Raw genomic sequence first — 22132 nt, forward strand, 5'->3', positions numbered from 1 at the left:
GCGGTGCTCACCGGCGCGGGCGTCCTGCACGCTGCGGAAGAACAAGGCGGTGGTGCAGCCGCCGTCGGGGTGCACGGCCGTCACCGAGCCCAGGATGTCCGGCCGCAGCTCGGCGATGAGCCGCCGGTCCTCCCGCCGCCACAGCTCGCGCAGCGCCCGGCGGTCCCGGATGCGCGACTGGAAGATCTTGACGCAGCCGGTCTGCTCCGGCCAGTCGCCCAGGTGGGTCTGCACGTCGGTGCAGTCGTGGACGGTGACCTCTCCGTCCAGGAGCCGGCAGGTCTCCTCCCACCATTGCCGCTGCTCGCGGCGTTCGCCGTTGCGGCGGGCGGCCCGCCGGGAGTCGAAGCGCACCAGCGCGATGAAGGTGCCTTTGTCGGTCACCCCCAGCAGGCTGCCGAGCCATCCGCGGGCGCCGGGGGAGACCTCCTGGTACCAGCGGTCGGCCGCCTGCTTGAGCTTGTCGGGGGCGCGTGTTCTGCCTTGGATGACCTGGATGAACACCGCTTGCCTCCTTGCGTGCCGAGGGGGCCGGCCTGATGGCTGGCAGACGCCGGCCCGCGCCGTCGCGGGCCCACAGGGTCATCCCCGACGCTACAAAGGGCAGAGCAAAGGGCGTTCTATCAGACGGTATGCAACAAGTGTCCGATTTGTTCTCGGGGGGCGGCGCCCCCGCCGCGGGGGTCAGTCAGGGGTGTTGACCAGGCTGTGGGCCGCCATCTGCAGGTAGTTCCACAGCATCTGCTCCAGGTGCTGGGGGAGCTTCAGCTCGTCCACCGCGTCCCGCATGTGCCGCAGCCAGGCGTCCCGCTCGGCCGTGCCGATCCGGAAGGGGGCGTGGCGCATGCGCAGCCGGGGGTGGCCGCGCCGGGCGCTGTAGGTGTTGGGGCCGCCCCAGTACTGGATGAGGAAGAGGCGCAGCCGCTCCTCGGCGGGGCCGAGGTCTTCTTCGGGGTAGAGGGGGCGCAGCAGGGGGTCTTCCGCCACGCCCTGGTAGAAGCGGTGGACCAGCCGCCGGAAGGTCTCCTCGCCGCCGACGGCCTCATAGAAGGTCACTTCTTGTGCCATGGTGCCTCCCACCCTATGCGAGCGGGGTGTGCGCGGGGCCGGATCCGGGCCGATCAGGCGGCCGGGGGATTGGCGACGGTGACGCCCGCCGCGTCGAGGGAGTACTTGACGCGCTCGCGCAGCTCGCGGGCCACCTCGCCCTGGCGTCCGGGGGCGGTCTTGACCACCAGGCGGACCACCACGGCCTCGCCGCTGAGGCCCTGCACGCCCCACACCGACGGCTCTTCCAAGATGATGTCCGCCCAGCCCGGGTCGGCGGCCAGCTTGTCGGCGGTGGTCTTGAGGATCTCCTTGACCTTGGTGGTGTCCTCCTCGTAGCCGACCGGGATGTCCAGGACCGCCCGGGCCCAGTTCTGCGACTCGTTGCCCACCCGCAGGATCTCTCCGTTGCGGATGTACCAGACCACCCCGTTGACGTCGCGCAGCCGCGTGACCCGCAGCGTGATCGCCTCCACGGTGCCCTTGGCCTGTCCCACGTCCACCACGTCGCCGACCCCGAACTGGTCCTCCAGCAGGATGAACAGGCCGGCCAGGAAGTCCTTGACCAGGCTTTGGGCGCCGAAGCCCACCGCCACGCCGATCACGCTGGCGCTGGCCAGCACGGGGGTGAGGTTGAGCCCCAGCTCGCCCAGCGCGCTGAACACCGCCGTCCCCATGATCACGATGGAGGCGATGCTGCGCAGCACCGAGCCCAGTGTCTTGGCGCGCTGCTGCCGCCGCTCGCTCAGCAGCACCTGGCTGCCCTCCACGTGGGTGCGGCCGCTGCTGCGCAGCCGCTCGGGCACGGTGCCCTCGGCCATCCGGGTGGTGATCTTTATGATCATCCGGTGCACGATCCGCCGCAGGATCAGCGCGACCGTCAGCGTGACGACGATGGCGAACAGCCGGTTGGTCCACAGGTCCAGGTGGTAGTCGTGGACGAACTTGGTCGCCTCCGGGCTGTGGGTGATGTTCCAGAACAGCCGGCACGGCATGAGGGGTTTGGGACCGCAGTACGTCTCCGGGCGTTCGTCGGCGTCGAACAGGGGAGCGGTCACTCCGAGGGCCGCAAGGTCGGACAACGGGAATCCTCCGGAGTCTGGGGGCATGACCGTGCCGCCGGGGACCCGCGGCGGCACGAGCCGATGCTAGGCGACGCCGGCCGGCTGCCCGAACGGAATGCGCCGTGATGTGACCCACCGGGTGAGAGAACCCTCCCGGGCAACGCCTGTGCGACGCGGTGGAGGCGGGCGTCGCCGGGACCGCGGGCGGGACGCCTGGCCGGGCGGGACGGTTTGAGCCGGACGCGGACGGGGCGAGAAAGCTGAATCGGATTCACTATTGCGTCATGCCGTCGTGTCTTTTCCGGTTCGCGCTTGAGGGCTCGTCGCGCCCTCCGGAGGTACGTCACCGTTCACGGCCGTAATGCCTTCCGTATCGCTCATGGAAACGGCGGTGTGGAAAGCGGGACGCCGCTAAAGCAAATTGTCCGTTTTGGTAGAAACGAGCCTTTCTTGATGGGATGCAACGATCGCGTTCGGCGAACCTTTTCGCTGCGCGGTCTTGGGACTCGGCGGCGGCCGGTGCGGTGACGTTCCGGATCCGCAGCGCGTTCCTGGGCGCGGGCACCCGTCTCGATCTGCGAAGACGGCGCATCGCGGAGATTCGGTACCGCGATCGCCGGCCTGTGCCGTCGTGAGGGGGCCGGGCCGGCGGCCGACTGCTCGGGGTGGGCGCCCACCGCGCCCACCCCGAGCGGCAAGGCCGTGCCCCGCGGGCCGCGGCTGCCGCGCCGTTCCCCGCCGCGGCCGCGCGGGACACAACCGGCTTGCGGCTCCGGTGAACCTTCTCCCGACTGCGCTCTCAGGCGACGGGCTCCGATGCCGCCTCCCCCCAGATCAACGGCATCGCCCCTGGGCCCGGCCGGTGACGACGGCGGGATAAGGACCGAAGGGAGCCGTACGCCTATTGCGGCAGCGGCTGCAGGACGTGCGCCAGCTTCGATGCGGCGCCTTGCGGATCGTCGGCTCGGTGCATGCGCTCTCCCCACGACCACCAGTAGTAGGGGCCGGAGGAGTCCGGGGCCGGGGCACAGGTCACGTCTTCGGCCAGGCTGCCGGCCTCTGGGTTGACCACTCGCAGGAAGGCCGGTCCGGAACGGGTCCGCACCACCCTGGCCACCAGGCCGCATGAGCCGACGGCCTCCCCGAGCTCCTCCAGATAGCCGACGCGGTAGTCGTTGTTCACCTTGCACCCCTCCCTCGTGCGCGGTGAGACGGAACCTTTCCCGGCGCACGCCCTCGGGCGGGGCGGGGGCCTCGACGGTGCCCGCCGCTGCGACCTGCGCGTCCCGGCCTGCGAGGACGGCCTGCCGAAAAGGGTTCACTGCTACGTGATCGACTGTATGCGGTTCGTGCTCGGGGCTGAGAATTGCAAGTTCTGCGGCGACTGGTCAAGCGGTGTTGTGCCCCAAAAAGTGGGAGATTCTCCCGTTTTGGGGTTAGGTTCATCCCACTCCGGAGGAAAAATCTTCACCCCGGTGGTCGATGGCCCATCCCCTTCGCCGTCATTTTCGGTGAATCGCTTGGCCTGCCCTGGCGCGAGAGTTACGCTGCGTGTGCGAGAGGTAATCACTCGTGGCCAAAAGGTTAGCTTTCGTCCGGTATGTGTGCCTGCTCACAGGGTCGGGCCGGCCTCATACCGGTCGCGCACACCGGAGGCGGCGCCCCCGCCGCCTCCAGGGCAGGAAGGCCGGAAGCAATGCCGGAATCCCCCGGGAACGCCCCCAGGAAAGAGACGGACATCGCCCGCCGGGTCCGCGCCTACGGTCTTGCCCGGGGCCGCACCCCGGCGGAGATAGCCGTGGACATCTACGAGCAGTGCGGCCCGCTGTTCGGCACCACCCGGATCAAAGCCCACCGGCTGGCCCATGGCGTCGCGCTGTCGGACATCGTCGCCCAGATCCGCGCACTGCACGAACTCGACGGCAAGCCGCAGCCCAAGCTGGGCGAGACGCTGCTGTCGGCCTATGAGAGCGGACACAAGCGCCCCGGGCCGGTCTATCTGCACTACCTGTGCACCGTCTACCAGGCGGAGCCCGCCGATCTCGGCTTTGCGGGCCCCTGCATCTGCGACCGCGGTCACGGGCGGCCGACGTCCGCCCTGGAGCGGGGAACCGCCCGGCCGCCCTCGCCGCCGGCCGGGCACCGCGTCGTCGCCTCCCGCGCCCTGGGCGAGCCCGACGCGCTGGTCGGGAACGTGGTCGTGCCGATACCGGCCGACCGTCATTGGATCACCGTCGGCGACGGCCGCATGGGCGCCGCCCAGCCGGCGGATGTGGGAGAGGAGGACGTGGTGCTTCGCAGAACGCTCCTGCAGCTGATGGCCGGGGCCGGCGTCACGCTCGACGGCGAGTTCCTGGGCGCCGTGGATCACCTGCGCCGCAAGATGGACGACACCCTGGTCAGCGCCACGGTGTCGCCCACCATGCTGGACCAGTGGGAGGAGACCACCCTCGGCTACGGCCGGCTCTACCAGGCCACCCCTTCGCTGCGCCTGCTGTGCGATGTGCTGCTGGACTTCAGCGAGGTGCGCCGCATGTGCGAGCGGCGGCAGCCGGTGGAGACCCAGGAACGGTTGTGCCGGCTGGCCGCCCAGCTGGCCGGGCTGTGCGGGCTGATCATGATCAATCTGGGCGATCACCGGCTGGCCCGGTCGTTCTTCCGCACCGCCAGCACCGCCGCCGACGAGACCGGCGACCGGGCGCTGCGCGCCTGGGTGACGGTGCGCGAGGCGCTGGTGCCGATGTACTACGGCGACCCGCGCGAGGCGCTGCACCTGGCCCGCAAGGCCCAGGATCTGGCCGGCCGGAGCCCCAGCGTGGCGGCGGCCATGGCGCCCGCGGTGGAGGCGCGGGCGCTGGGGCTGCTGGCGCTGCGGGGCCGCACCGACGCCGCCCCCAGCGCCCGCCGGGCCCTGGTCCGCGGCCGCTCGGTCTTCGAACAGCTGCCCAAGTCCCAGACCAGCGACCTGGCCTTCGGGTTCACCGAACGGCAGATGGCCTTCTACGAGGGCGACACCTACACCAACCTCGGCGACCACAAGTCCGGGGAGGAGGCCCTCAGCCGCGCGCTGCGGCTGTACGCCCCCACCGACTGGGTCGATCTGACACTGGTGCGCCTGGACCGGGCCGCCTGCCGGATGCACGCCGGGCACCCGGAGGCGGCGCTGGAGGTGGCGCAGGAGGCCATCACCGAGCTGCCCCCCGACCACCGCTCCGACATCTTGGTGCACCGGGCCCGCCAGCTCGGCGCCACGGTCTCGGCGCGCTTCGGCGAGATCAAGGAGCTCAAGAGCTTCTATGAGGCGCTGTCGGGACCGTCGGTCAGCAGCCCGGCCGCCCGGCGGCCGAACCCGGCCCAGCAGATCTGAAGATGCCGGCCGTGGAGGGGAACGCCCACACCCTGGTGCGGCGCCGCCGGGAACCGCCCGCCTGGCAGTACCGGGATCTGCTGATCCGCCGGTACGTCCCGGCCGACCACGCCGCCGTGCTGGAGCTGCACCGCCAAGGGCTGGCCCAGGTCGGGCTGCGCCCCGGCGACGGGGTCTACTACGAGCACGACCTGTTCCGCATCGAGGAGGTCTACTTCGACCGCTGCGGGGAGTTCGTGGTCGGCGAGCGGGACGGCGTGGTCGTGGCGATGGGCGGGCTGCGCCGGGCCGACCTCATCCCCACCGGGCTGACCCGGGCGCACGGCGGGTACGCCGTGGGGCTGCCGCCGCGCACCGAGATCGCCGAGATGGTGCGGCTGCGGGTGCACCAGACGGTGCGGCGCCGCGGCTACGGCTCGGCGATCGTCGCGGCCCTGGAGGAACGCGCCGTTGAACTCGGCTACCGCCTCCTGCACTGCGACACCACCGACCTGCAGGTCGCCGCGATGGAGCTGTACCGGCGAGCGGGCTGGCGGGAGACCAGACGGGAGGTCATCGGCGGGATCACCAACGTCTACTTCGAAAAAGCCCTGTTCTGACGGGGCTTGACCGGCAGGGACGGGTCGTGGTGGGCCTCGCACCGGCGGCGCGGACCGGTGCGAGGCCCACCACGACCCGGCCTGCTTCTCCCGCGGGGAGCGGAGCCGTCCGGTAAGGGGCCGCCGGACGGATCCGCTCCTTCCAGGTCAGCCCAGGGTGCCGCCGGCGAACTGCATCAGCGGCAACCGGTGGTGCCGGAGGCGGCGGTAGCCGCGCTCCTGGAGCGCCCGGCGCAGCTCCTGGTCGCCGAACATGGTCAACCCGGTGAGGCGGCCGATCAGCTCGCCGGCCGGCCCGGCCAGCGGCAGTGCCGGCCGGCGCAGGGTCAGTAGCGCCAGGCGACCGCCGGGTTTGAGAACCCGGGTCATGTCGTCCAGCGCCGCCCACGGGTCGTCGAACAGGTGCAGGCCGCCGAAGCAGCACACCGCATCGAACACCCCGTCCCGGAACGGCAGCCTCGCCGCGTTCCCGCGCACATACCCGATCGTGTCGCCGGCGGGTTCGGCCACGGCGCGCTCCAGCATGGTCGCCGACACATCCAGCCCGACCACCAGGCCGCCCGGCCCGACCCCTTCGGCCAGCGCCCGGGTCACATTCCCCGGCCCGCACGCCACGTCCAGCACGGTCATGTCCGGTTTGCGGGGGTCGGTGGGGCGTCCCAGGGCCAGCCAGGAACGGGCCAGCGCGTACTCCTCGGCGGTGTCGGGCCCGGCGGGCCAGCCCTTGGCCAGGTTGAAGCCGATGGGCCGCCACACCTGCTCGTAGATGCGCGGCAGGAGGGTCGATTGCATGGCCCGCTGGGCGGGCGAAGGCGCCGGTTCATCACCGGGACCGAGCAGGTCCAGATAGCCCGCGGCGTCCTCGGCGCGGGCGGGAGGGGAGGCGAGCAGCTCCACGATGCGCTCGTGTACGGCGTGCTGTCCTGCGGCCGTCGTGCCCATTCCTCTATTTGATCATCGGATTCGACACCGGATACCGGCTTTCTTCAATGAATGTGGCGCAGCTCTCATTTCTCATTGCTCCGGTTCGTCGGTGAGTTGCAGCCCGGTGTGCGCGGCCAGGAACGACAGGGTGTCGGCCGACAGCTCCACCGACCGGCTCACCGCCCGTCCCCCGTGCCCGACCTCGGCCTCGTGGCGCAGCAGCACCGGCCTGTCGGAGGCGGTGGCGTGCTGCAGCGCGGCGCACATCTTGCGGGCGTGCAGCGGATCCACCCGGGTGTCGCCGTCGAACACCGTGAACAGGACCGCCGGGTAGGCCACCCCTTCCCGCACATGGTGGTAGGGCGAGTAGGACAGCAGCCACTCCAGCTCCTCGGGGATCTCGGCGGACCCGTACTCGTCGTTCCAGGTCTGCCCGAGCCCGAACTTCTCATAGCGCACCATGTCCAGCAGCGGCGCCGAGCAGACGGCCGCCGCGTACAGGTCCGGGCGCTGGGTGATCGCCGCGCCGACCAGCAGCCCGCCGTTGGAGCCGCCGGAGATCCCCAGCATCTGCGGGGTGGTCCAGCCGTCGGCGATCAGTTTCTCGGCGGCGGCGTGGAAGTCGTCGAAGACGTTCTGCTTGTGCTCCCGCATGCCGGCGCGGTGCCACTCCTCGCCCTCCTCTGAGCCGCCCCGCAGGTTGGCGATGGCGTAGACGCCGCCGGCCTCCGCCCAGGCCAGCACCCCCGCCGAATAGGACGGGGTGAGCGAGACGTTGAAGCCGCCGTAGCCGTACAGGACGGTCGGGCGCGGCCCGTGGCCGCCGGGCCGGGCGATCACCAGCATCCGCACCTTGGTGCCGTCGTAGGACTCGTAGGTGATCTGCCGGGTCTCCACCTCGGGCACCTCGACCTTCCCGGGCGCACCGGCCCACAGCGCGGTCCGGCCGGTCAGCGCGTCATAGCGGTACACCGAGGTCGGGGTGGTGTTGTCGGTGTAGACGAACCACGCCTCATGCCCGCCTTCGGGACGCTCCACCAGCGCGCCGATCGAGCCCAGGCCCGGGAGCGGCACCTGCTCGATCAGCTTCCCGGTGGCCAGGTCGTGGACGGTGATCTCGCTGACGGCGTGCCGGGTCCAGCCCGCCAGCAGCAGCGGGCGCGCCAGCGCCGGCCCGTCCAAGATCGCATAGTCGGTCAGCACCGCCTCCGGGTCCTCGGGGATCAGCTCCCGCCAGGACTCGTGCGAGGGGTCGGCGGGGTCGGCCACGCACAGCCGTCCGCGGGGGGCGTCCCGGTCGGTGAACAGGTAGGCCCGCCCGTCCCGGCCCACGTGCAGGCTGGTCTGGGCGTCCACGCCCACCTGGACGGGGGTCAGCCGCGGGGCCTGCGGGGAGGAGGCGGCCAGGTCGGCCAGCCACACGTCGGTGCGGGGCGCGGTGCCCTGGGAGGCCGACACCGTCAGCCAGCGGCCGTCCCGGCTCACGCTCACCCCGTAGTAGTTGGTCTTGTCCATGCCCTCACCGAAGATCAGCACGTCCTCGGTGTCGGGGTCGGTGCCGACCCGGTGCAGGTAGACCCGCCGGTGGTACTGCTCCTCGCCCTCGGGGACCTGGCCGGGCGGCAGCCGCCGCACGTAGTAGAAGGCGGCCGGTTCGCCGAGCCGGGAGGGCAGCCAGGCGATCGGGGTGTAACGGGTCCGTTCGATCGGGCCTTCGAGCACCTCGCCGGTGACGACGTCCATCACATACAGCCGGGACTCCTCGTCGCCGCCGTGGGAGAGCAGGTACGCCAGCAGCCGCCCCTCCCGGTCGGGGGACCAGCCGTCGAGGGTGGTGACCCCGGACGGGTCGATCTGCATGGGGTCGATCAGCACCTGCTCCCGCCCGTCCGGGTCCGCCGTGTACAGCACGGCGTGCTCCTGGTCGGCGGTGCGGCGGGTGAAGAAGCGGCGCTCGCCGCGCCAGACCGGCGGGCCCACGCTGCCGGCCCGCAGCAGCTCGGCGATCCGGTCGCGCAGCCGTCGCCGGCCCGGCAGCGCGCCCGCCGCCGAGCGGAACAGCTCGTCTTGTTCGGCCAGCCATTGTTTGGTGGCCGGGGAATCGGGATCTTCCAGCCACCGGTAGGGGTCGGGGATCCGGTGGCCGTGCAGTTCGTCGACGATGTCCTGACGTGGTGCGCTCGGGTATCTCGGGCGGCTCATGAACCGAACCCTATGCGCCCTTCGCATGCGCCGCTGGCAGGAGCCGCACCAGCTCGGCGGGGAGTTTCCGGGGGCTTGCCGCCTGATTCAGGCGGCGGCGGGCGGGGCGATGCGGCAATGACATTACGCGTTCGAACCGTCGCCGATACGGGGAATTTATGGGGTAGCGAGAACGGCGGCCCAACAGTCACACTGATCTCAGCTCGATCGCCCTGGGGAGGCCCATATGACGGGTGCACAGGTGCTCGAATCCATACTCGAGCCTCGGCGTAGCAGACGCGGGAGCGGATACGCCGAGGCAGCCGGAATGCACGAGCGGGCGGGGGGCGTCTGATGCGCCAGGTCCTGCTGCTGAATGCGTCCTATGAGCCGCTCACCACGCTCCCGCTACGGCGAGCCGTGTGCCTGGTCCTGCGGGACAAGGCCGAGGTCGTCCACCATGACTCCACCGGTGCGGTGCTGCGCTCGGCCTCCACGGTGATGGAGGTGCCCTCGGTGATCCGGCTGCGCCGATACGTGCGCATTCCCTTCCGCACCCGCGTGCCGCTGACCCGGGCCGCCTTGATGCGGCGCGACAACTTCCGGTGCGCCTACTGCGGCCATCGCGCCGAGACCATCGACCATGTGATCCCGCGCAGCCGCGGCGGCAAGCACGTGTGGGAGAACTGCGTCGCCTCCTGCGGCCCCTGCAACCACCGCAAGGCCGACCGGCTGCTGGAGGAGCTCGGCTGGGTGCTGCGGGTGACCCCGCAGGTGCCGCGCGGCGCGCACTGGCGGCTGATCGGCATCACCGACGACAGCGACCCGCAGTGGGCGCCGTACGTCACCCAGTACGCCGCCTGATCTTTGCGGACCGGCCGCCTGTCACCCGGGCCTTGCGTCCGGGTGACAGGCGGGGCGGCCGGTTTATCCTGGTGCCGTGCCACGCTATGACTTTCGCTGCCGTACCTGCGGGTCCACCTTCGAGGTGGACCGCCCGATGAGCCGGGCCTCCGAGCCGGCCTCCTGCCCCGCAGGTCACGACGACACGGTCAAGCTGCTGTCCACGGTCGCCTTCATCGGCCGGAGCACCGGCTCCGCCCGCTCCGCCCCGCCGCCCGCCCCGTCCGGCGGCTGCTGCGGCGGCGGTTGCTGCGGCTGACGCCTTATCTCTTCCCGACGCGGTTCGGGCATGCTTGTCGGCATGCCCGAACTGATCGACAAGCCGTCGCGGATCGCCGCGGCGGGCGAGCCGCCCAAGCTGATCGATGAATATGTGGGGGCGGTCAACACCGGGAACACCGGTATCAGCATCGCCCATATGCGCAGCCCGTCCGGGTGGGCCGAGCCGGGGCAGCGCCCGGAGTTCGACGAGTACACCGTGGTGCTGCGCGGCAGCCTTACCGTCGAGTACGAGGGCGGCGTCATGGAGGTGTCCGCGGGGCAGGCGGTGCACGCCAAAGCGGGGGAGTGGGTGCGCTATAGCACTCCCGGTCCCGAGGGCGCCGAGTACATCGCCGTCTGTGTTCCCGCGTTCTCACCGGCCATCGTGCACCGGGACGAATGAGCCCGCGGGCGACCGCCGATTGAGAACGTGGTTCGGCGTTGACGGGTCAGTAAAGGTGAGTTTTTCTCACCTTTATGATCGTGCACCCCCCAGCACGCGGTCGGCGGAGCATCCCCGGTCGTGCCGTCGCCCTGGCCTCCGCCATGCTGGCGGCCGTCGCCGTACTGCCGGCCGGTTCCGCCGCCGCCCACGCCGTCGAACCCAGGCTGAATCAGATCCAGGTCATCGGCACCCACAACAGCTACCACCTCGAACCCAGCTCCACGGAGCTGGGGTTGATGACCGCCGTGGCCGGATCTCAGGCGTCCGGGCTGCAATACAGCCACCCCCCGCTGCAGCAGCAGTTCGCCGGGCAGCACGTCCGGCAGATCGAACTGGACGTGTACGCCGACCCGGACGGAGGCCGCTACGCCCGCCCGGTGATCCGCCGCCTCACCGGGCAGCCGGCCGAGTACGACCCGCGGCTGAAGAAGCCCGGCACCAAGGTGCTGCACATCGCCGGGCTCGACTACCGCAGCAACTGCCTGACGCTGGTCGACTGCCTGACCGCCGTGCGCCAATGGTCGCAAAGCAACCCGGGACACCTTCCCCTGGCGATCCTGCTGGAGTTCCAGGACACCCTGGGCATCCCCACCCCGAGCGGGGTGTCGATCCCGCTGGTCACCTGGACCCGGGAGCGCATGCTGGCCGTGGAGCAGGAGATCCGCTCGGTCTTCGGCCCCGATGACCTGATCACCCCGGACACCGTGCGCAAACCGGGCCGCACCCTGGAACAGTCGGTGCTCGACGGCGGCTGGCCCACCCTCTCCGCCGCGCGGGGCAAGGTCATGTTCTTGATGGACAACGCCGGGGTCTACCGGGACCGCTACATCCAGGGCAACCCCAACCTGGAGGGACGGATCCTGTTCACCAACTCCGAACCCGGCCGGCCCGACGCCGCCTTCGTCAAACGCAACAACCCCACCGACAGCGGCATCCGCGACCTGGTGGCCAAGGGCTACCTGGTGCGCACCCGCGCCGACGTCGGCACCGCCCAGGCCCGCACCGGCGACACCGCGATGCGGGACGCCGCCCTGGCCAGCGGCGCCCAGTGGGTCAGCACCGACTACCCGGTCCCCGGCCTGGCCGCCCGCTTCGGCACCGGCTATTATGCCGCGCTGCCCGGCTTCGTCCCCGTCCGCTGCAACCCCGTCAACGCCCCGCCCGGCTGCGCCGTCACCGGTCCGTGACACCCGATGCGGGGCGCGCCCGGACCGGACGCGCCCCGCACGGTGCCGTGAAAGATCAGCGGCCGGTCAGCTGGCCGATGTCGCGGGCGGCGCCGGTGGACGCCGAAGTGGCCATGGCGGCGTAGGCCTGCAGGGCGGCGCTGATCGGGCGGTGCCGGTCGCGCGGCCGGTAGCCGCCCAGGTCGGCCAGGAGCTTTTCACGGCGGGCGGCCAGCTCCTCCTCCGGCACGTCCAGCTCCAGCGAGCGGCGGGGGATGTCGATGACGATCCGGTCGCCGTTCTCCACCAACGCGATCGCCCCGCCGGCGGCGGCCTCGGGGGAGACGTGCCCGATGGACAGGCCGGAGGTGCCGCCGGAGAACCGGCCGTCGGTGATCAGCGCGCACGCCTTGCCCAGGCCGCGGCCCTTGAGGAACGAGGTCGGGTACAGCATCTCCTGCATGCCCGGCCCGCCCTTGGGACCCTCGTAGCGGATGACGACGACGTCGCCCTCCTTGACCTTGCCGCCGAGGATGCCCTCGACCGCCTCCTCCTGGCTTTCGAACACCACCGCCGGGCCGGAGAAGGTCCACAGCTCCTCCTCCACACCGGCGGTCTTGACGATCGCGCCGTCGGGGGCGATGTTGCCGTACAGCACGGCCAGGCCGCCGTCGGCGGTGTAGGCGTGCTCGATGTCGCGGATGCAGCCGCTTTCCCGGTCCAGGTCCAGCTCGTCCCACCGGCTGGACTGGCTGTAGGCCTGGGTGGTGCGCACCCCGCCGGGCGCGGCGTGCCACAGCTCCCGCGCCTGCGGCAGCACCTCGGGGGAGCGGACGTCCCACTTGGCGATGAACTCGCCCACCGTGGCGGCGTGGACGGTGCGGGCGTCCCGGTTGATCAGTCCCGCCCGGTCCAGCTCGCCCAGCAGGGCCGGGATGCCGCCGGCACGGTGCACGTCCTCGATGTGGTACTTGCCGGTGGCCGGGGCGACCTTGCAGATGCACGGCACCCGGCGCGACAGCTCGTCGATGTCCTTCAGGCCGAAGTCCACACCGGCCTCGGTGGCGGCGGCCAGCAGGTGCAGGATGGTGTTGGTGGAGCCGCCCATCGCCACATCCAGCGCCATGGCGTTTTCGAACGCATCGCGCGTGGCGATGCTCAGCGGCAGCACCGACTCGTCGTCGTCCTCGTAGTAGCGCTTGGCGATCTCCACCACGCGCCGCCCGGCGTCGGCGAACAGCTTCTTGCGGGCGGCGTGGGTGGCCAGGATGGTGCCGTTGCCCGGCAGCGCCAGCCCGATCGCCTCGGTCAGGCAGTTCATCGAGTTGGCGGTGAACATGCCCGAGCAGGACCCGCAGGTCGGGCAGGCGTTCTCCTCCACCTGGGCCAGCGCCTCATCGGAGACGCCGGTGTCGGCCGAGGCGATCATCGAGTCGATCAGGTCCAGCTTGTGCCCGCCGGAGACCCCGCTGACCGGCTTGCCGGCCTCCATCGGCCCGCCGGAGACGAACACGGTGGGGATGTTCAGCCGCAGCGCCGCCAGCAGCATCCCCGGGGTGATCTTGTCGCAGTTCGACAGGCAGATCAGCGCGTCGGCGCGGTGCGCCTGCACCATGTACTCCACCGCGTCGGCGATCAGCTCCCGGGACGGCAGCGAGTACAGCATCCCGTCATGGCCCATGGCGATGCCGTCGTCGACGGCGATGGTGTTGAACTCGCGCGGCACCCCGCCGGCCTCGCGCACCGCCTCGGCCACCACCTCGCCGACCTCGCGCAGGTGGACGTGGCCGGGCACGAACTGGGTGAAGCTGTTGGCCACCGCGACGATCGGCTTGCCGAAGTCCTCGCGCGCCACCCCGGTGGCGCGCAGCAGGGCGCGGGCGCCCGCCATGTTCCGGCCGTGCGTGACGGTACGTGACCTGAGCGGTGGCATGGGGACCTCTCCAACCTTCAATCCGGCGGTGCCAACGGATCGTATGGCCCGCATCTGTCTGATCTTTTGTCGACCCCCGTACGGCCCGGTCCACGGCGACGCGCGGCCGGCCGGCCGGGCCCGGGCGCCGGCCGGACGTCCCAGGCCACGGCGTGAGGGTCGTCATGGGGACGGCCGGATCCGGCGGGCCTGGAGGTCACGAGCAGCGGCGGATCCGGATCGCGGTGCCGGCGGTCGGCCCACGGAAGGTCGCGTGCGGCCGGTGCGTACGTCCTCCCGATGCTACCCGCCGGGACCGCGCACGCGGCCTCAGACGGGGCGATACGGGCACCTGACCACGGGCCGGAAACGACAAAACCCCGTCCAGTTGCCGGCTGCCGGACGGGGTGAGGGGAAAACGGTCACTCGTCGGTGGGGTACTTGGGCGGCAGGACGGCCAGCGCGGCCTCGTAGATGCGCTCCACGTCCGTCTCGGTCAGGATCTTGGGGCGGCGGCGCAGGTAGGCGCGGGCGCGGTTGCCGGCGTAGACGTCCACATCGCGCACCCGCATCACCTTCCAGGGAATGGACGGGCCGTAGATGGCCACCGACGCCTGCACCGGCACCTCGAAGCCCACCTTGGCGGAGAGCATCTTGCTGGCCTGCTGGGCCTCCCAGCGGGCCTCGTCCAGCCGGTCCTTCTTGTTGAACGGGCCGTGGAAGAGCTTCAGGTGCGACAGGGTGCGCACCGGCAGGCGGCGGTCCCACTTTTCGGAGTCGATGGCGTACACCCCGCTGGGCCCCACCACCAGGTGGTCGATCTTGCCGTCGCTGACCCCTTCGTCGTCGCGCGGCACGGCGCGGGCGTGCAGGATGCGGTAGCCGCTCTTGGTCAGCGAGCGCAGCTGCCGCTCGGTGCGCCGCTCGGCGGCCGAGGACTTCTGCCAGGCCGCCACACTGGAGGTGTTGCGGGAGCGGCGGTAGGCGTAGGCGACCGGCACCAGCACGGCCACCAGCAGCCCAAGCCGCCAGCCGACCAGCCAGGCCGCCAGCACCCCGGCGAGGAGACCGGCGCCGATCGGCGGCCCCCACCGCTTCACCCGCGGATCCTTCAGCAGGTCACGGGGGTTGTCGGGGAGACGCAGCCGCGGCCCGGAGGGCGGCTTGGGCTGCGGCTGCGGCGGCGGGTCGCCGAAGGAGGCGTCGGTGGGATGGCCCTGGGGAGTGCCCCGATCCGTGGTCGCCATTGTGACGCTCCGTGTTCCTTTAAGGGGGAGGCGTGGTCCTCTTGGCGCAGAGTAGTCATCCCGCCGGGAGGCGCCTAGTGATGCGTCGTTCATAGTTTCGTCGCCTCGGCTAGGATGTCGCACTTTGCATCGCTGGTCAGATTATTGTTCACCCCTGCACATGCTTGTATATCCTTAACGGCCGAGTTTGATCCTTCACGCTCGGTGACGGCCGGGGCCGAGGCCGTCTTGAGCGAGGTCGGCTACCGTTCGTCCTCGTGACCCGGCTGCACGATCTGACCGCGCTGGAGCAGGCCGCCGCGATCCGGTCCGGCGAGCTGTCCCCGCTGGAGCTCACCGACCACTACCTCGACCGCATCGAGCGGCTGAACGAGCGGGTCGGCGCGTTCGTCACGGTCACCGCCGACCGGGCCCGCCGACAGGCCGGCGAGGCCGCCCGGCGGGTGCAAGAGTGCGCCGAGAGGCGGCTGCTGCCGCCGCTGCACGGGGTCGCGGTGCCGGTCAAGGACCTCAGCTCGGTGCGCGGGGTGCGGCTGACGCGCGGTTCGGCCGCTTGCGCGGACCTGGTGGGCTCCGTCGACGACGCCGTGGTCACCCGGCTGCGGCGGGCCGGCACCGTGCTGCTCGGCAAGACCGCCACCCCGGAGTTCGGCCTGCCCTGCTACACCGAGTCGGCGGTCGCGCCGCCCGCCCGCACCCCCTGGGACCCGGCCCGCTCGGCCGGCGGCTCCAGCGGCGGGGCGGCCGCCGCGGTCGCCGCCGGGCTGGCGCCCGTCGCCCACGGCAGCGACGGCGGCGGGTCCATCCGCATCCCCGCCAGCGCCTGCGGGCTGGTCGGCCTCAAGCCCACCCGGGGCCGCATCAGCCGCGGCCCCCTCGCCCCCGACCTGTTCGGGCTGGTCACCGACGGCCCCATCGCCCGCACGGTGCGCGACGCCGCCGCGCTGCTGGACGTGATGCACGGCCCTGAGCCGGGAGACCTGTATACGGCGCCGCCGCTGCCGCCGGGCCGCAGGTTCCTCGACTACGCCGACATCGACCCCGGGCGGCTGCGCATCGCCCGCACCCTCGTCCCGCCGATGCTGGAGACGACGGTCCACCCCGACTGCGTGACCGCCTACGAGAAGACCTCGGCGCTGCTGGAGGAGCTGGGACACCACGTGGAGGAGCTGCCGCCGGTGTTCGGCCCGCAACTGGCGCCGGACTTCGCGCTGCTGTGGAGCGTCACGGCCGCCCTCACCCCCGTGGACCCGGCCCGCGAGCACCTGCTGCAGCCGCTCACCCGCTGGCTGCGCGACCGCGGCAACGCCGTCGGCGGCCCTGAGCTGCTGGCCGCGCACGCCCGTCTGCAAAACGCCGTGCGCGCCGCCCTGCCGGTGCTGGACCGCTTCGATGCGATCTTGACGCCCACCCTGGCCGCCCCGCCCGCGCCGGTCGGCTACTTCCACGACGCCGAACCCGCCGTCAACTTCGAGCGGCAGAACCGCTTCACCCCCTTCTGCGCCGTCTACAACCTCTCCGGCCAGCCCGCGGTGACCCTCCCGCTGCACTGGAACGCCGCCGGCCTGCCGATCGGGGTGATGCTCGCCGGCCGGCTCGGCGGGGAGGGCACGCTGATCTCCCTGGCGGCCCAGCTGGAGGCCGCCCGCCCCTGGCGTCGCCGCCGCCCGCCGATCTGGGACGCCTGAGCCGCCCGCCGCCGGAGAAGGACTCGCGTTGCCCGGCGGCATTTGCGGGAACGGTCCCCGGCGTGGCGGACGAGCAACTGGTCAGACTGGCCCGGGGGTACCGCGTCGGCACCGGCTACACCGACTGGCGCGGGCGCACCGTGGAGGTGCCCCGCGACACCATCGTCGCGGTCCTGGCCGCGCTCGGCGTGGACGCCGCCACCCCTGCGGCGGTGCGGGCGGAACTGGCCCGGCTGGAGGAGCGCGGCCGCACCCGTCCGCTGCCTCCCGTGGTGGTCTGCTGGGCGGACGAACGCTCCGGCGCGGGGCGGATCGCCGTCCCGGCCCGCCCCGCACCCGGCGCCGAGGCCCTGCTGATCCGGGCCGACGGCGGGACGAGCCGCCTGCCGCCCGCCGGGCGCCGCCGCACGTCCGGGCCCGACCCCGTGGACCATGACCTGTACCTTCTCCCCGAAGGGACGCCGCCGGGCCTGCACCGGCTGCGCCTGCGGCGGAACGGCCGGGAAGAGGAGACCGCCCTGCTGGTGGCCCCGGCCAGGCTGAAAGAGGCGCCGCGCGCCTGGGGGCTGATGGCCCAGCTGTATTCGGTGCGTTCCCGCGCTTCCTGGGGGATGGGCGACCTGCGGGACCTGGCGGATTTGGCGGCCTGGGGAGCCGAGGCGCTGGGCGCGGACTTCGTGCTGGTCAACCCGCTGCACGCGGCCGAACCCGTCCCTCCGGTCAACCCCTCGCCCTACTCGCCGATGAGCCGCCGCTTCGCCGCCCCCCTCTACCTGCGCATCGAGGACCTGCCCGAGTACGCGGCCCTGGGGCCGGCCGACCGCGAACGCGTCGAAGCCCTGGCCGCCCCGCTGCGCCGCAAGGCGCGCACCCTGCGGGAGATCGACCGGGACCGCATCTGGCGGGCCAAGCTGGCCGCCTTGGAGATCTGCCACCGGCAGCGGCGCGGCACCCGGCAGCAGGACGACTACGAGCGTTTCAAAAAACGGGAGGGCGAGGCGCTCACCGCGTTCGCCACCTGGTGCGCCCTGGCCGAAGAACACGGCCCGGACTGGCGGTGCTGGCCCGCCGCGCTGCAGGACCCGGCCGCCCCCGCCGTGGCGGCCGAGCGCAGGCGCCTGGCCGGGCGCATCGACTTCCACACCTGGCTGCAGTGGCGGCTGGACGAGCAGCTGGCCGAGGCCCAGTCGGCCGCCCGCCGCGCCGGGATGCGGATCGGCATCGTCCACGACCTGGCCGTGGGAGTGGCCCACGGCGGCGCCGACACCTGGATCCACCGCGCGGTGTTCGCCGCCGGCATGAGCGTGGGCGCCCCGCCCGATGAGTTCAACCAGCGCGGCCAGGACTGGGGCCAGCCGCCCTGGCACCCCCGCCGCCTGGCCGAGGCCGAGTACCGGCCCTACCGCGGCATGCTCGCCGCCGCGCTGCGCCACGGCGGCGGCCTGCGGCTGGACCACGCCATGCAGATCTCCCGCCTGTGGTGGGTGCCCGAGGGCCGCTCCCCGGCCGAGGGCACCTATGTGGGCTATGACCGCGAGGCGATGCTGGCGTGCCTGGTGCTGGAGGCCGCCCGCACCGGCGCGGTGGTGATCGGCGAGGACCTGGGCACCGTCGAGCCGGAGGTGCGCGCGGACCTGGCCGCCCGCGGCGTGCTCGGCACCGACCTGCTGTGGTTCGAACGCGACGAGCACGGCCGTCCCCGCCCGCCCGGCGCCTGGCGGGAGCCGGCCCTGGCCACGGTCGGCACCCACGACATGCCCCCGATCACCGGCTTCCTGCACGGCGACCACGTGGTGCTGCGCGCCCGGCTGGGCCTGCTCACCCGCCCCGCCCCCGAGGAGGCCGCCGACCACCGCGCCGCGCTGGCCGCCTGGCTGGCCCTGCTGGCCGACCAGGGCCTGCTGACCACCCGCCCCGAGGAGATCCTGCGCGCCCTGGCCGGGGGCTCGACCGCCCACGACGAGGAGGTGGTCACCGCCCTGCACGCCTTCCTGGCCCGCACCCCCGCCCGCCTGCTCGGCATCGCCCTGACCGACGCCGTGGGCGAACGCCGCATTCAAAACCAGCCCGGCACCGGCGACGAGCACCCCAACTGGCGCATCCCCCTGGCCGACGCCCAGGGCCGCCCCGTCCTCCTGGACGACCTGCCCACCGCCCGCATCCGCGCCCTGCTCGCCCCCGTTCTGCAACGTTCCCCGGACTCGGCGTCTCGTTAGACTCCGGCCTTCGGAAGACGGCGATGCGGTGAGGACGATGGCATGTCCACTCCAGCGTGCTTCGAGGAATTCCCCGAGGTGATGACCGAGGAGGAGTATCTTGCGCTCCCCGAGGACGTCGCCCGGATGATCGAGATCGTCCACGGCCACATCATCAGGTGCGAATCGCCCGTCCCGATGCACAACCGCATCGCCCGCAGGCCGGCCGGCGGGCTGGAGGCCGCTCGCTCTCCCGAAGGGCCGTGCCTGTCGGTCGAGACCGACAACGACGTGATGCTCTGGCGGGTGCCCAAGTTCACCTTCCGCCTGGACGCCGCGACGCGGGAGTACCGGCTGCACGCGGTGCACCGCTCGGTGCTGGAGCTGGAGCATCCCGTGCGGGTCACGCTGCCGTTCGGGGCCTTGACCTCCGGCTGAGCGGGGGAGGCCAAGGCCCCACGGCGAGGCGGGGTCAGCCGGCGGCGGCGTCCTTGGCGCGGGCGCGCAGGGCGCGCAGCACGCCGTCGCGGCCCTCCAGCAGCAGGCGGCGCAGCGCCGGCTGCGGGTTCGCCGAGGCGATGTAGGCGTCGGTGCGGTCCACCGTGGACTGGTCGATCACCAGGAACGGGTAGGCGACCTCGGCGAACGTCTGGGCCATGTCGCTGCTCCACTCCGCCCAGATGCGTCCCACCTCGGCGAAGTAGCGCTCTGCGTACGGCTCCAGCAGCTCCACCCGCTCGGCCGCGTCGATGAACCCGCCCAGCGTGGCGCGGAACAGCGCGTTGGGCAGCTCGCCGCCGATGATCTGCTCCCAGGCGGCGGCCTTGGCCTCGGGCGTGGGGATGGCCGCCCGGCAGCCGGCGGCGTGCCGCTCCCCGGCGGCGGTGGAGTCGCGGCCGTACTCGGCGTCGATCTCCGCCTGCCCGGCCCTGCCGGTGACCACCAGGCGCCGCAGCAGCGTCCAGCGCAGCTCGGTGTCGACGGTCAGGCCCTCCAGCGTGTGCGTGCCCTCCAGCAGGCCGTGCAGGAACGCCAGGTGCTCGTCGGAGACGGCGCAGGCGGCGAGGGCCTGCACGTAGCACAGCTGGAAGTCCGAGCCGGGCTCGGCCCGGTGGGCCAGGTCGTACAGGGCGTCGGCCATCATCTGCAGGCCGGTGGTGCGCCAGGCCGGGTCGGCGTACTGGTGCACGGCGGTGCGGGCCTGGCGCAGCAGCGTCTGCGCCACCGAGATGTCGGTGACGCCGCGGATGCCGCTCAGCAGCAGCCGCACGTAGTCGCGGGTGGCCATCTCCGCGTCGCGGGTCATGTCCCAGGCCGCCGACCAGCACAGCGCCCGCGGCAGGCTGTCGGCGATGTCGCCGATGCCCTCGATGAGGGTGCGCAGCGAGTGCTCGTCCAGCCGGATCTTGGCGTAGGTCAGGTCGTCGTCGTTGACCAGCACCAGGTCCGGGCGGCGCTCGCCGACCAGCTCGGGCACCTCGGTGCGGGCGCCCACCACGTCCAGCTCCACCCGCTTGCGGCGCACGATGCCCCGCTCGGTGCGGTCGTACAGGCCGATGGCGATGCGGTGGGAGCGCAGCGTCGGGTGGTCGGGCTTGGCCTCCTGCAGCACCGCGAAGGAGGTGAAGACGCCGTCGGCGTCCACCTGGTACTCGGGGCGCAGCGTGTTGACCTCGGCGGTCTCCAGCCACTCCTTGGACCAGGAGGTCAGGTCGCGCCCGGAGGTCTCCTCCAGGGCCTCCAGCAGGTCGCCCAGCACGGTGTTGCCCCAGGCGTGCCGGTCGAAGTAGCGGCGCACGCCCTCCAGGAAGTTCTCCCGCCCCACGTAGGCGACCAGCTGCTTGAGGACGCTGGCGCCCTTGGCGTAGGTGATGCCGTCGAAGTTGACCTCGACGGCGCGGATGTCGGGGATGTCGGCGGAGATGGGGTGGGTGGACGGCAGCTGGTCCTGGCGGTAGGCCCAGGCCTTCATCAAATTGGCGAAGGTCGTCCACGAGCCGGTCCAGCGGGTGGCCTCGGCCTGGCACAGCACGCTCATGTAGGTGGCGAACGACTCGTTCAGCCACAGGTCGTCCCACCAGCGCATGGTCACCAGGTCGCCGAACCACATGTGCGCCATCTCGTGCAGGATGGTCTCGGCGCGCCGCTCGTAGGCGGCGTCGGTGACGCGGGAGCGGAAGACGTAGTCCTCCAGGAACGTCACGCACCCGGCGTTCTCCATCGCCCCGGCGTTGAACTCCGGCACGAACAGCTGGTCGTACTTGCCGAAGGGGTAGCGGCGGGCGAAGACCCGCTCGAAGAACTCAAAGCCCTGCCGGGTGACCTCGAAGATGGCGTCGGCGTCCAGGTGCTCGGCCAGCGAGGCGCGGCAGAACACCCCCAGCGGGATCACCGAGCCGTCGGCGCGGCGGTACTCGTCGCGGACCGCGTGGTAGGGGCCGGCCACCAGCGCGGTGATGTAGGTGGAGATCCGCGGGGTGGGCGGGAAGACCCAGCGGGCCTTGCCGTCGCCGGTCCGCTCGGTGGAGGAGGCGGCCTCGTTGGTGACCACCTGCCAGTCCTCGGGCGCGGTGACCGACAGCTGGAAGGCCGCCTTCAGGTCCGGCTGGTCGAAGCAGGCGAACATGCGGTGCGCGTCGGCGGTCTCGAACTGGGTGTACAGGTACACCTTCTGGTCGACCGGGTCGACGAACCGGTGCAGGCCCTCACCGGAGCGCGAGTACCGGCAGTCGGCCACCACGCGCAGCTCGTTGTCGGCGGCCAGGTCCGGCAGCGGGATCCGGCCCGCGTCCGCGTCGTAGGAGGCCGGGTCCAGCGACCGGCCGTTGAGCACCACCTCGCGGACCGTCGCGCCGTGCAGATCCACGAACGTGGACGCCCCCGGCTCGCCGCAGCCGAACCGGACCACGGTGGTGGATCCGAACCGCTCATCGCCGGTCGTCAGATCCAGGTCCACCGCGTACGACTCGACGGTGAGCAGCCGGGCACGTTCCCGCGCCTCCTCGCGCGTGAGGTTGCCTGCCACATCCACTCCTTGAAGTCGGTTGCCGCTCGTCCATGTCTATCAACCGGGCGTCGGCGGTGTCCTCCGGAGACGGCCCGAGCCGGAATTGAACGATAAATATTTCGGTTG

16 protein-coding genes and 1 pseudogene are annotated in these 22132 nt (G+C 72.0%); 9 read left to right on the forward strand and 8 right to left on the reverse strand.

What is annotated here, in order from left to right; translation table 11 throughout:
• Positions 1 to 687: 687 nt before the first annotated feature.
• From TCUR_RS06560 to TCUR_RS06570, 3 genes and pseudogenes are all read right to left on the reverse strand, one after another.
• Positions 688 to 1056, reverse strand: a pseudogene (locus tag TCUR_RS06560) (globin); the annotation flags it as partial.
• Positions 1057 to 1121: 65 nt separating this feature from the next.
• Positions 1122 to 2129: a mechanosensitive ion channel family protein gene (locus TCUR_RS06565; RefSeq protein ID WP_012851700.1), complete on the reverse strand. Its 1008-nt coding sequence runs from the start codon at positions 2127 to 2129 to the stop codon at positions 1122 to 1124.
• A gap of 883 nt (positions 2130 to 3012) precedes the next feature.
• Entirely contained in the window at positions 3013 to 3294 is a 282-nt protein-coding gene (locus TCUR_RS06570; protein ID WP_012851701.1) for a hypothetical protein, read from the reverse strand.
• Positions 3295 to 3807: 513 nt separating this feature from the next.
• Between TCUR_RS06570 and TCUR_RS06575 the strand changes: the two genes are divergently transcribed.
• On the forward strand, positions 3808 to 5478 hold the full coding sequence (locus TCUR_RS06575) for a tetratricopeptide repeat protein (RefSeq protein ID WP_012851702.1): 1671 nt from the start codon (positions 3808 to 3810) through the stop codon (positions 5476 to 5478).
• A gap of 2 nt (positions 5479 to 5480) precedes the next feature.
• The gene (locus tag TCUR_RS06580; RefSeq protein ID WP_012851703.1) at positions 5481 to 6077 is read left to right on the forward strand and encodes a GNAT family N-acetyltransferase; all 597 of its coding nucleotides are present in this window, start codon (positions 5481 to 5483) and stop codon (positions 6075 to 6077) included.
• A gap of 147 nt (positions 6078 to 6224) precedes the next feature.
• On the opposite strand, the gene TCUR_RS06585 is transcribed toward TCUR_RS06580, so the two are convergent.
• Positions 6225 to 7019 (reverse strand): class I SAM-dependent methyltransferase, encoded by a 795-nt coding sequence (locus TCUR_RS06585; protein WP_083789790.1) that lies wholly within the window; start codon positions 7017 to 7019, stop codon positions 6225 to 6227.
• Between the two features lie 72 nt (positions 7020 to 7091).
• A complete protein-coding gene (locus tag TCUR_RS06590) occupies positions 7092 to 9203 on the reverse strand; it encodes a prolyl oligopeptidase family serine peptidase (RefSeq protein WP_012851705.1) in 2112 nt (703 codons plus the stop codon).
• A gap of 333 nt (positions 9204 to 9536) precedes the next feature.
• Here TCUR_RS06590 and TCUR_RS06595 point away from each other — a divergent pair, with 333 nt between their 5' ends.
• The 4 genes from TCUR_RS06595 (at position 9537) to TCUR_RS06610 (ending at position 11978) form a co-directional block, all read left to right on the forward strand.
• The gene (locus TCUR_RS06595) at positions 9537 to 10046 is read left to right on the forward strand and encodes an HNH endonuclease (RefSeq protein ID WP_012851706.1); all 510 of its coding nucleotides are present in this window, start codon (positions 9537 to 9539) and stop codon (positions 10044 to 10046) included.
• A 76-nt stretch (positions 10047 to 10122) separates the two neighbouring features.
• Positions 10123 to 10344 carry an FmdB family zinc ribbon protein gene (locus TCUR_RS06600; RefSeq protein ID WP_012851707.1) on the forward strand — a complete coding sequence of 74 codons (222 nt, stop codon included), beginning with the start codon at positions 10123 to 10125 and terminating at the stop codon, positions 10342 to 10344.
• A 42-nt stretch (positions 10345 to 10386) separates the two neighbouring features.
• Complete coding sequence (locus TCUR_RS06605) at positions 10387 to 10749, forward strand: cupin domain-containing protein (protein WP_041441098.1); 363 nt, start codon at positions 10387 to 10389, stop codon at positions 10747 to 10749.
• An 80-nt stretch (positions 10750 to 10829) separates the two neighbouring features.
• The gene (locus TCUR_RS06610; protein ID WP_217265456.1) at positions 10830 to 11978 is read left to right on the forward strand and encodes a phosphatidylinositol-specific phospholipase C1-like protein; all 1149 of its coding nucleotides are present in this window, start codon (positions 10830 to 10832) and stop codon (positions 11976 to 11978) included.
• Between the two features lie 55 nt (positions 11979 to 12033).
• Here the strand turns inward: TCUR_RS06610 and ilvD are convergent, their stop codons facing one another.
• Entirely contained in the window at positions 12034 to 13890 is a 1857-nt protein-coding gene (gene ilvD, locus TCUR_RS06615; RefSeq protein WP_012851710.1) for a dihydroxy-acid dehydratase, read from the reverse strand.
• 401 nt (positions 13891 to 14291) lie between these two features.
• Entirely contained in the window at positions 14292 to 15116 is an 825-nt protein-coding gene (locus TCUR_RS06620) for a nuclease-related domain-containing protein (RefSeq protein ID WP_012851711.1), read from the reverse strand.
• Between the two features lie 257 nt (positions 15117 to 15373).
• Here TCUR_RS06620 and TCUR_RS06625 point away from each other — a divergent pair, with 257 nt between their 5' ends.
• From TCUR_RS06625 to TCUR_RS24745, 3 genes are all read left to right on the forward strand, one after another.
• The gene (locus tag TCUR_RS06625) at positions 15374 to 16804 is read left to right on the forward strand and encodes an amidase (protein WP_012851712.1); all 1431 of its coding nucleotides are present in this window, start codon (positions 15374 to 15376) and stop codon (positions 16802 to 16804) included.
• Between the two features lie 62 nt (positions 16805 to 16866).
• Positions 16867 to 19020 carry a 4-alpha-glucanotransferase gene (gene malQ / locus TCUR_RS06630; RefSeq protein ID WP_012851713.1) on the forward strand — a complete coding sequence of 718 codons (2154 nt, stop codon included), beginning with the start codon at positions 16867 to 16869 and terminating at the stop codon, positions 19018 to 19020.
• 42 nt (positions 19021 to 19062) lie between these two features.
• Positions 19063 to 19437, forward strand: a complete 375-nt coding sequence (locus tag TCUR_RS24745) for a hypothetical protein (RefSeq protein ID WP_012851714.1) — start codon at positions 19063 to 19065, stop codon at positions 19435 to 19437.
• Positions 19438 to 19471: 34 nt separating this feature from the next.
• On the opposite strand, the gene pepN is transcribed toward TCUR_RS24745, so the two are convergent.
• Entirely contained in the window at positions 19472 to 22024 is a 2553-nt protein-coding gene (gene pepN / locus TCUR_RS06640) for an aminopeptidase N (RefSeq protein WP_012851715.1), read from the reverse strand.
• Between the last annotated feature and the right edge of the window lie 108 nt (positions 22025 to 22132).

Origin of the sequence: Thermomonospora curvata DSM 43183, assembly GCF_000024385.1 — a bacterium.
GTDB lineage: Bacteria > Actinomycetota > Actinomycetes > Streptosporangiales > Streptosporangiaceae > Thermomonospora > Thermomonospora curvata.

Bases quoted from the DNA above. Each gene is read 5' to 3' on its own strand.
- TCUR_RS06575 (WP_012851702.1), top strand. From the start codon at position 3,808: ATGCCGGAATCCCCCGGGAACGCCCCCAGGAAAGAGACGGACATCGCC.
- TCUR_RS06580 (WP_012851703.1), top strand. From the start codon at position 5,481: ATGCCGGCCGTGGAGGGGAACGCCCACACCCTGGTGCGGCGCCGCCGG.
- TCUR_RS06585 (WP_083789790.1), bottom strand. From the start codon at position 7,019: ATGGGCACGACGGCCGCAGGACAGCACGCCGTACACGAGCGCATCGTG.
- TCUR_RS06590 (WP_012851705.1), bottom strand. From the start codon at position 9,203: ATGAGCCGCCCGAGATACCCGAGCGCACCACGTCAGGACATCGTCGAC.
- TCUR_RS06595 (WP_012851706.1), top strand. From the start codon at position 9,537: ATGCGCCAGGTCCTGCTGCTGAATGCGTCCTATGAGCCGCTCACCACG.
- TCUR_RS06605 (WP_041441098.1), top strand. From the start codon at position 10,387: ATGCCCGAACTGATCGACAAGCCGTCGCGGATCGCCGCGGCGGGCGAG.
- ilvD (WP_012851710.1), bottom strand. From the start codon at position 13,890: ATGCCACCGCTCAGGTCACGTACCGTCACGCACGGCCGGAACATGGCG.
- TCUR_RS06620 (WP_012851711.1), bottom strand. From the start codon at position 15,116: ATGGCGACCACGGATCGGGGCACTCCCCAGGGCCATCCCACCGACGCC.
- TCUR_RS24745 (WP_012851714.1), top strand. From the start codon at position 19,063: ATGTCCACTCCAGCGTGCTTCGAGGAATTCCCCGAGGTGATGACCGAG.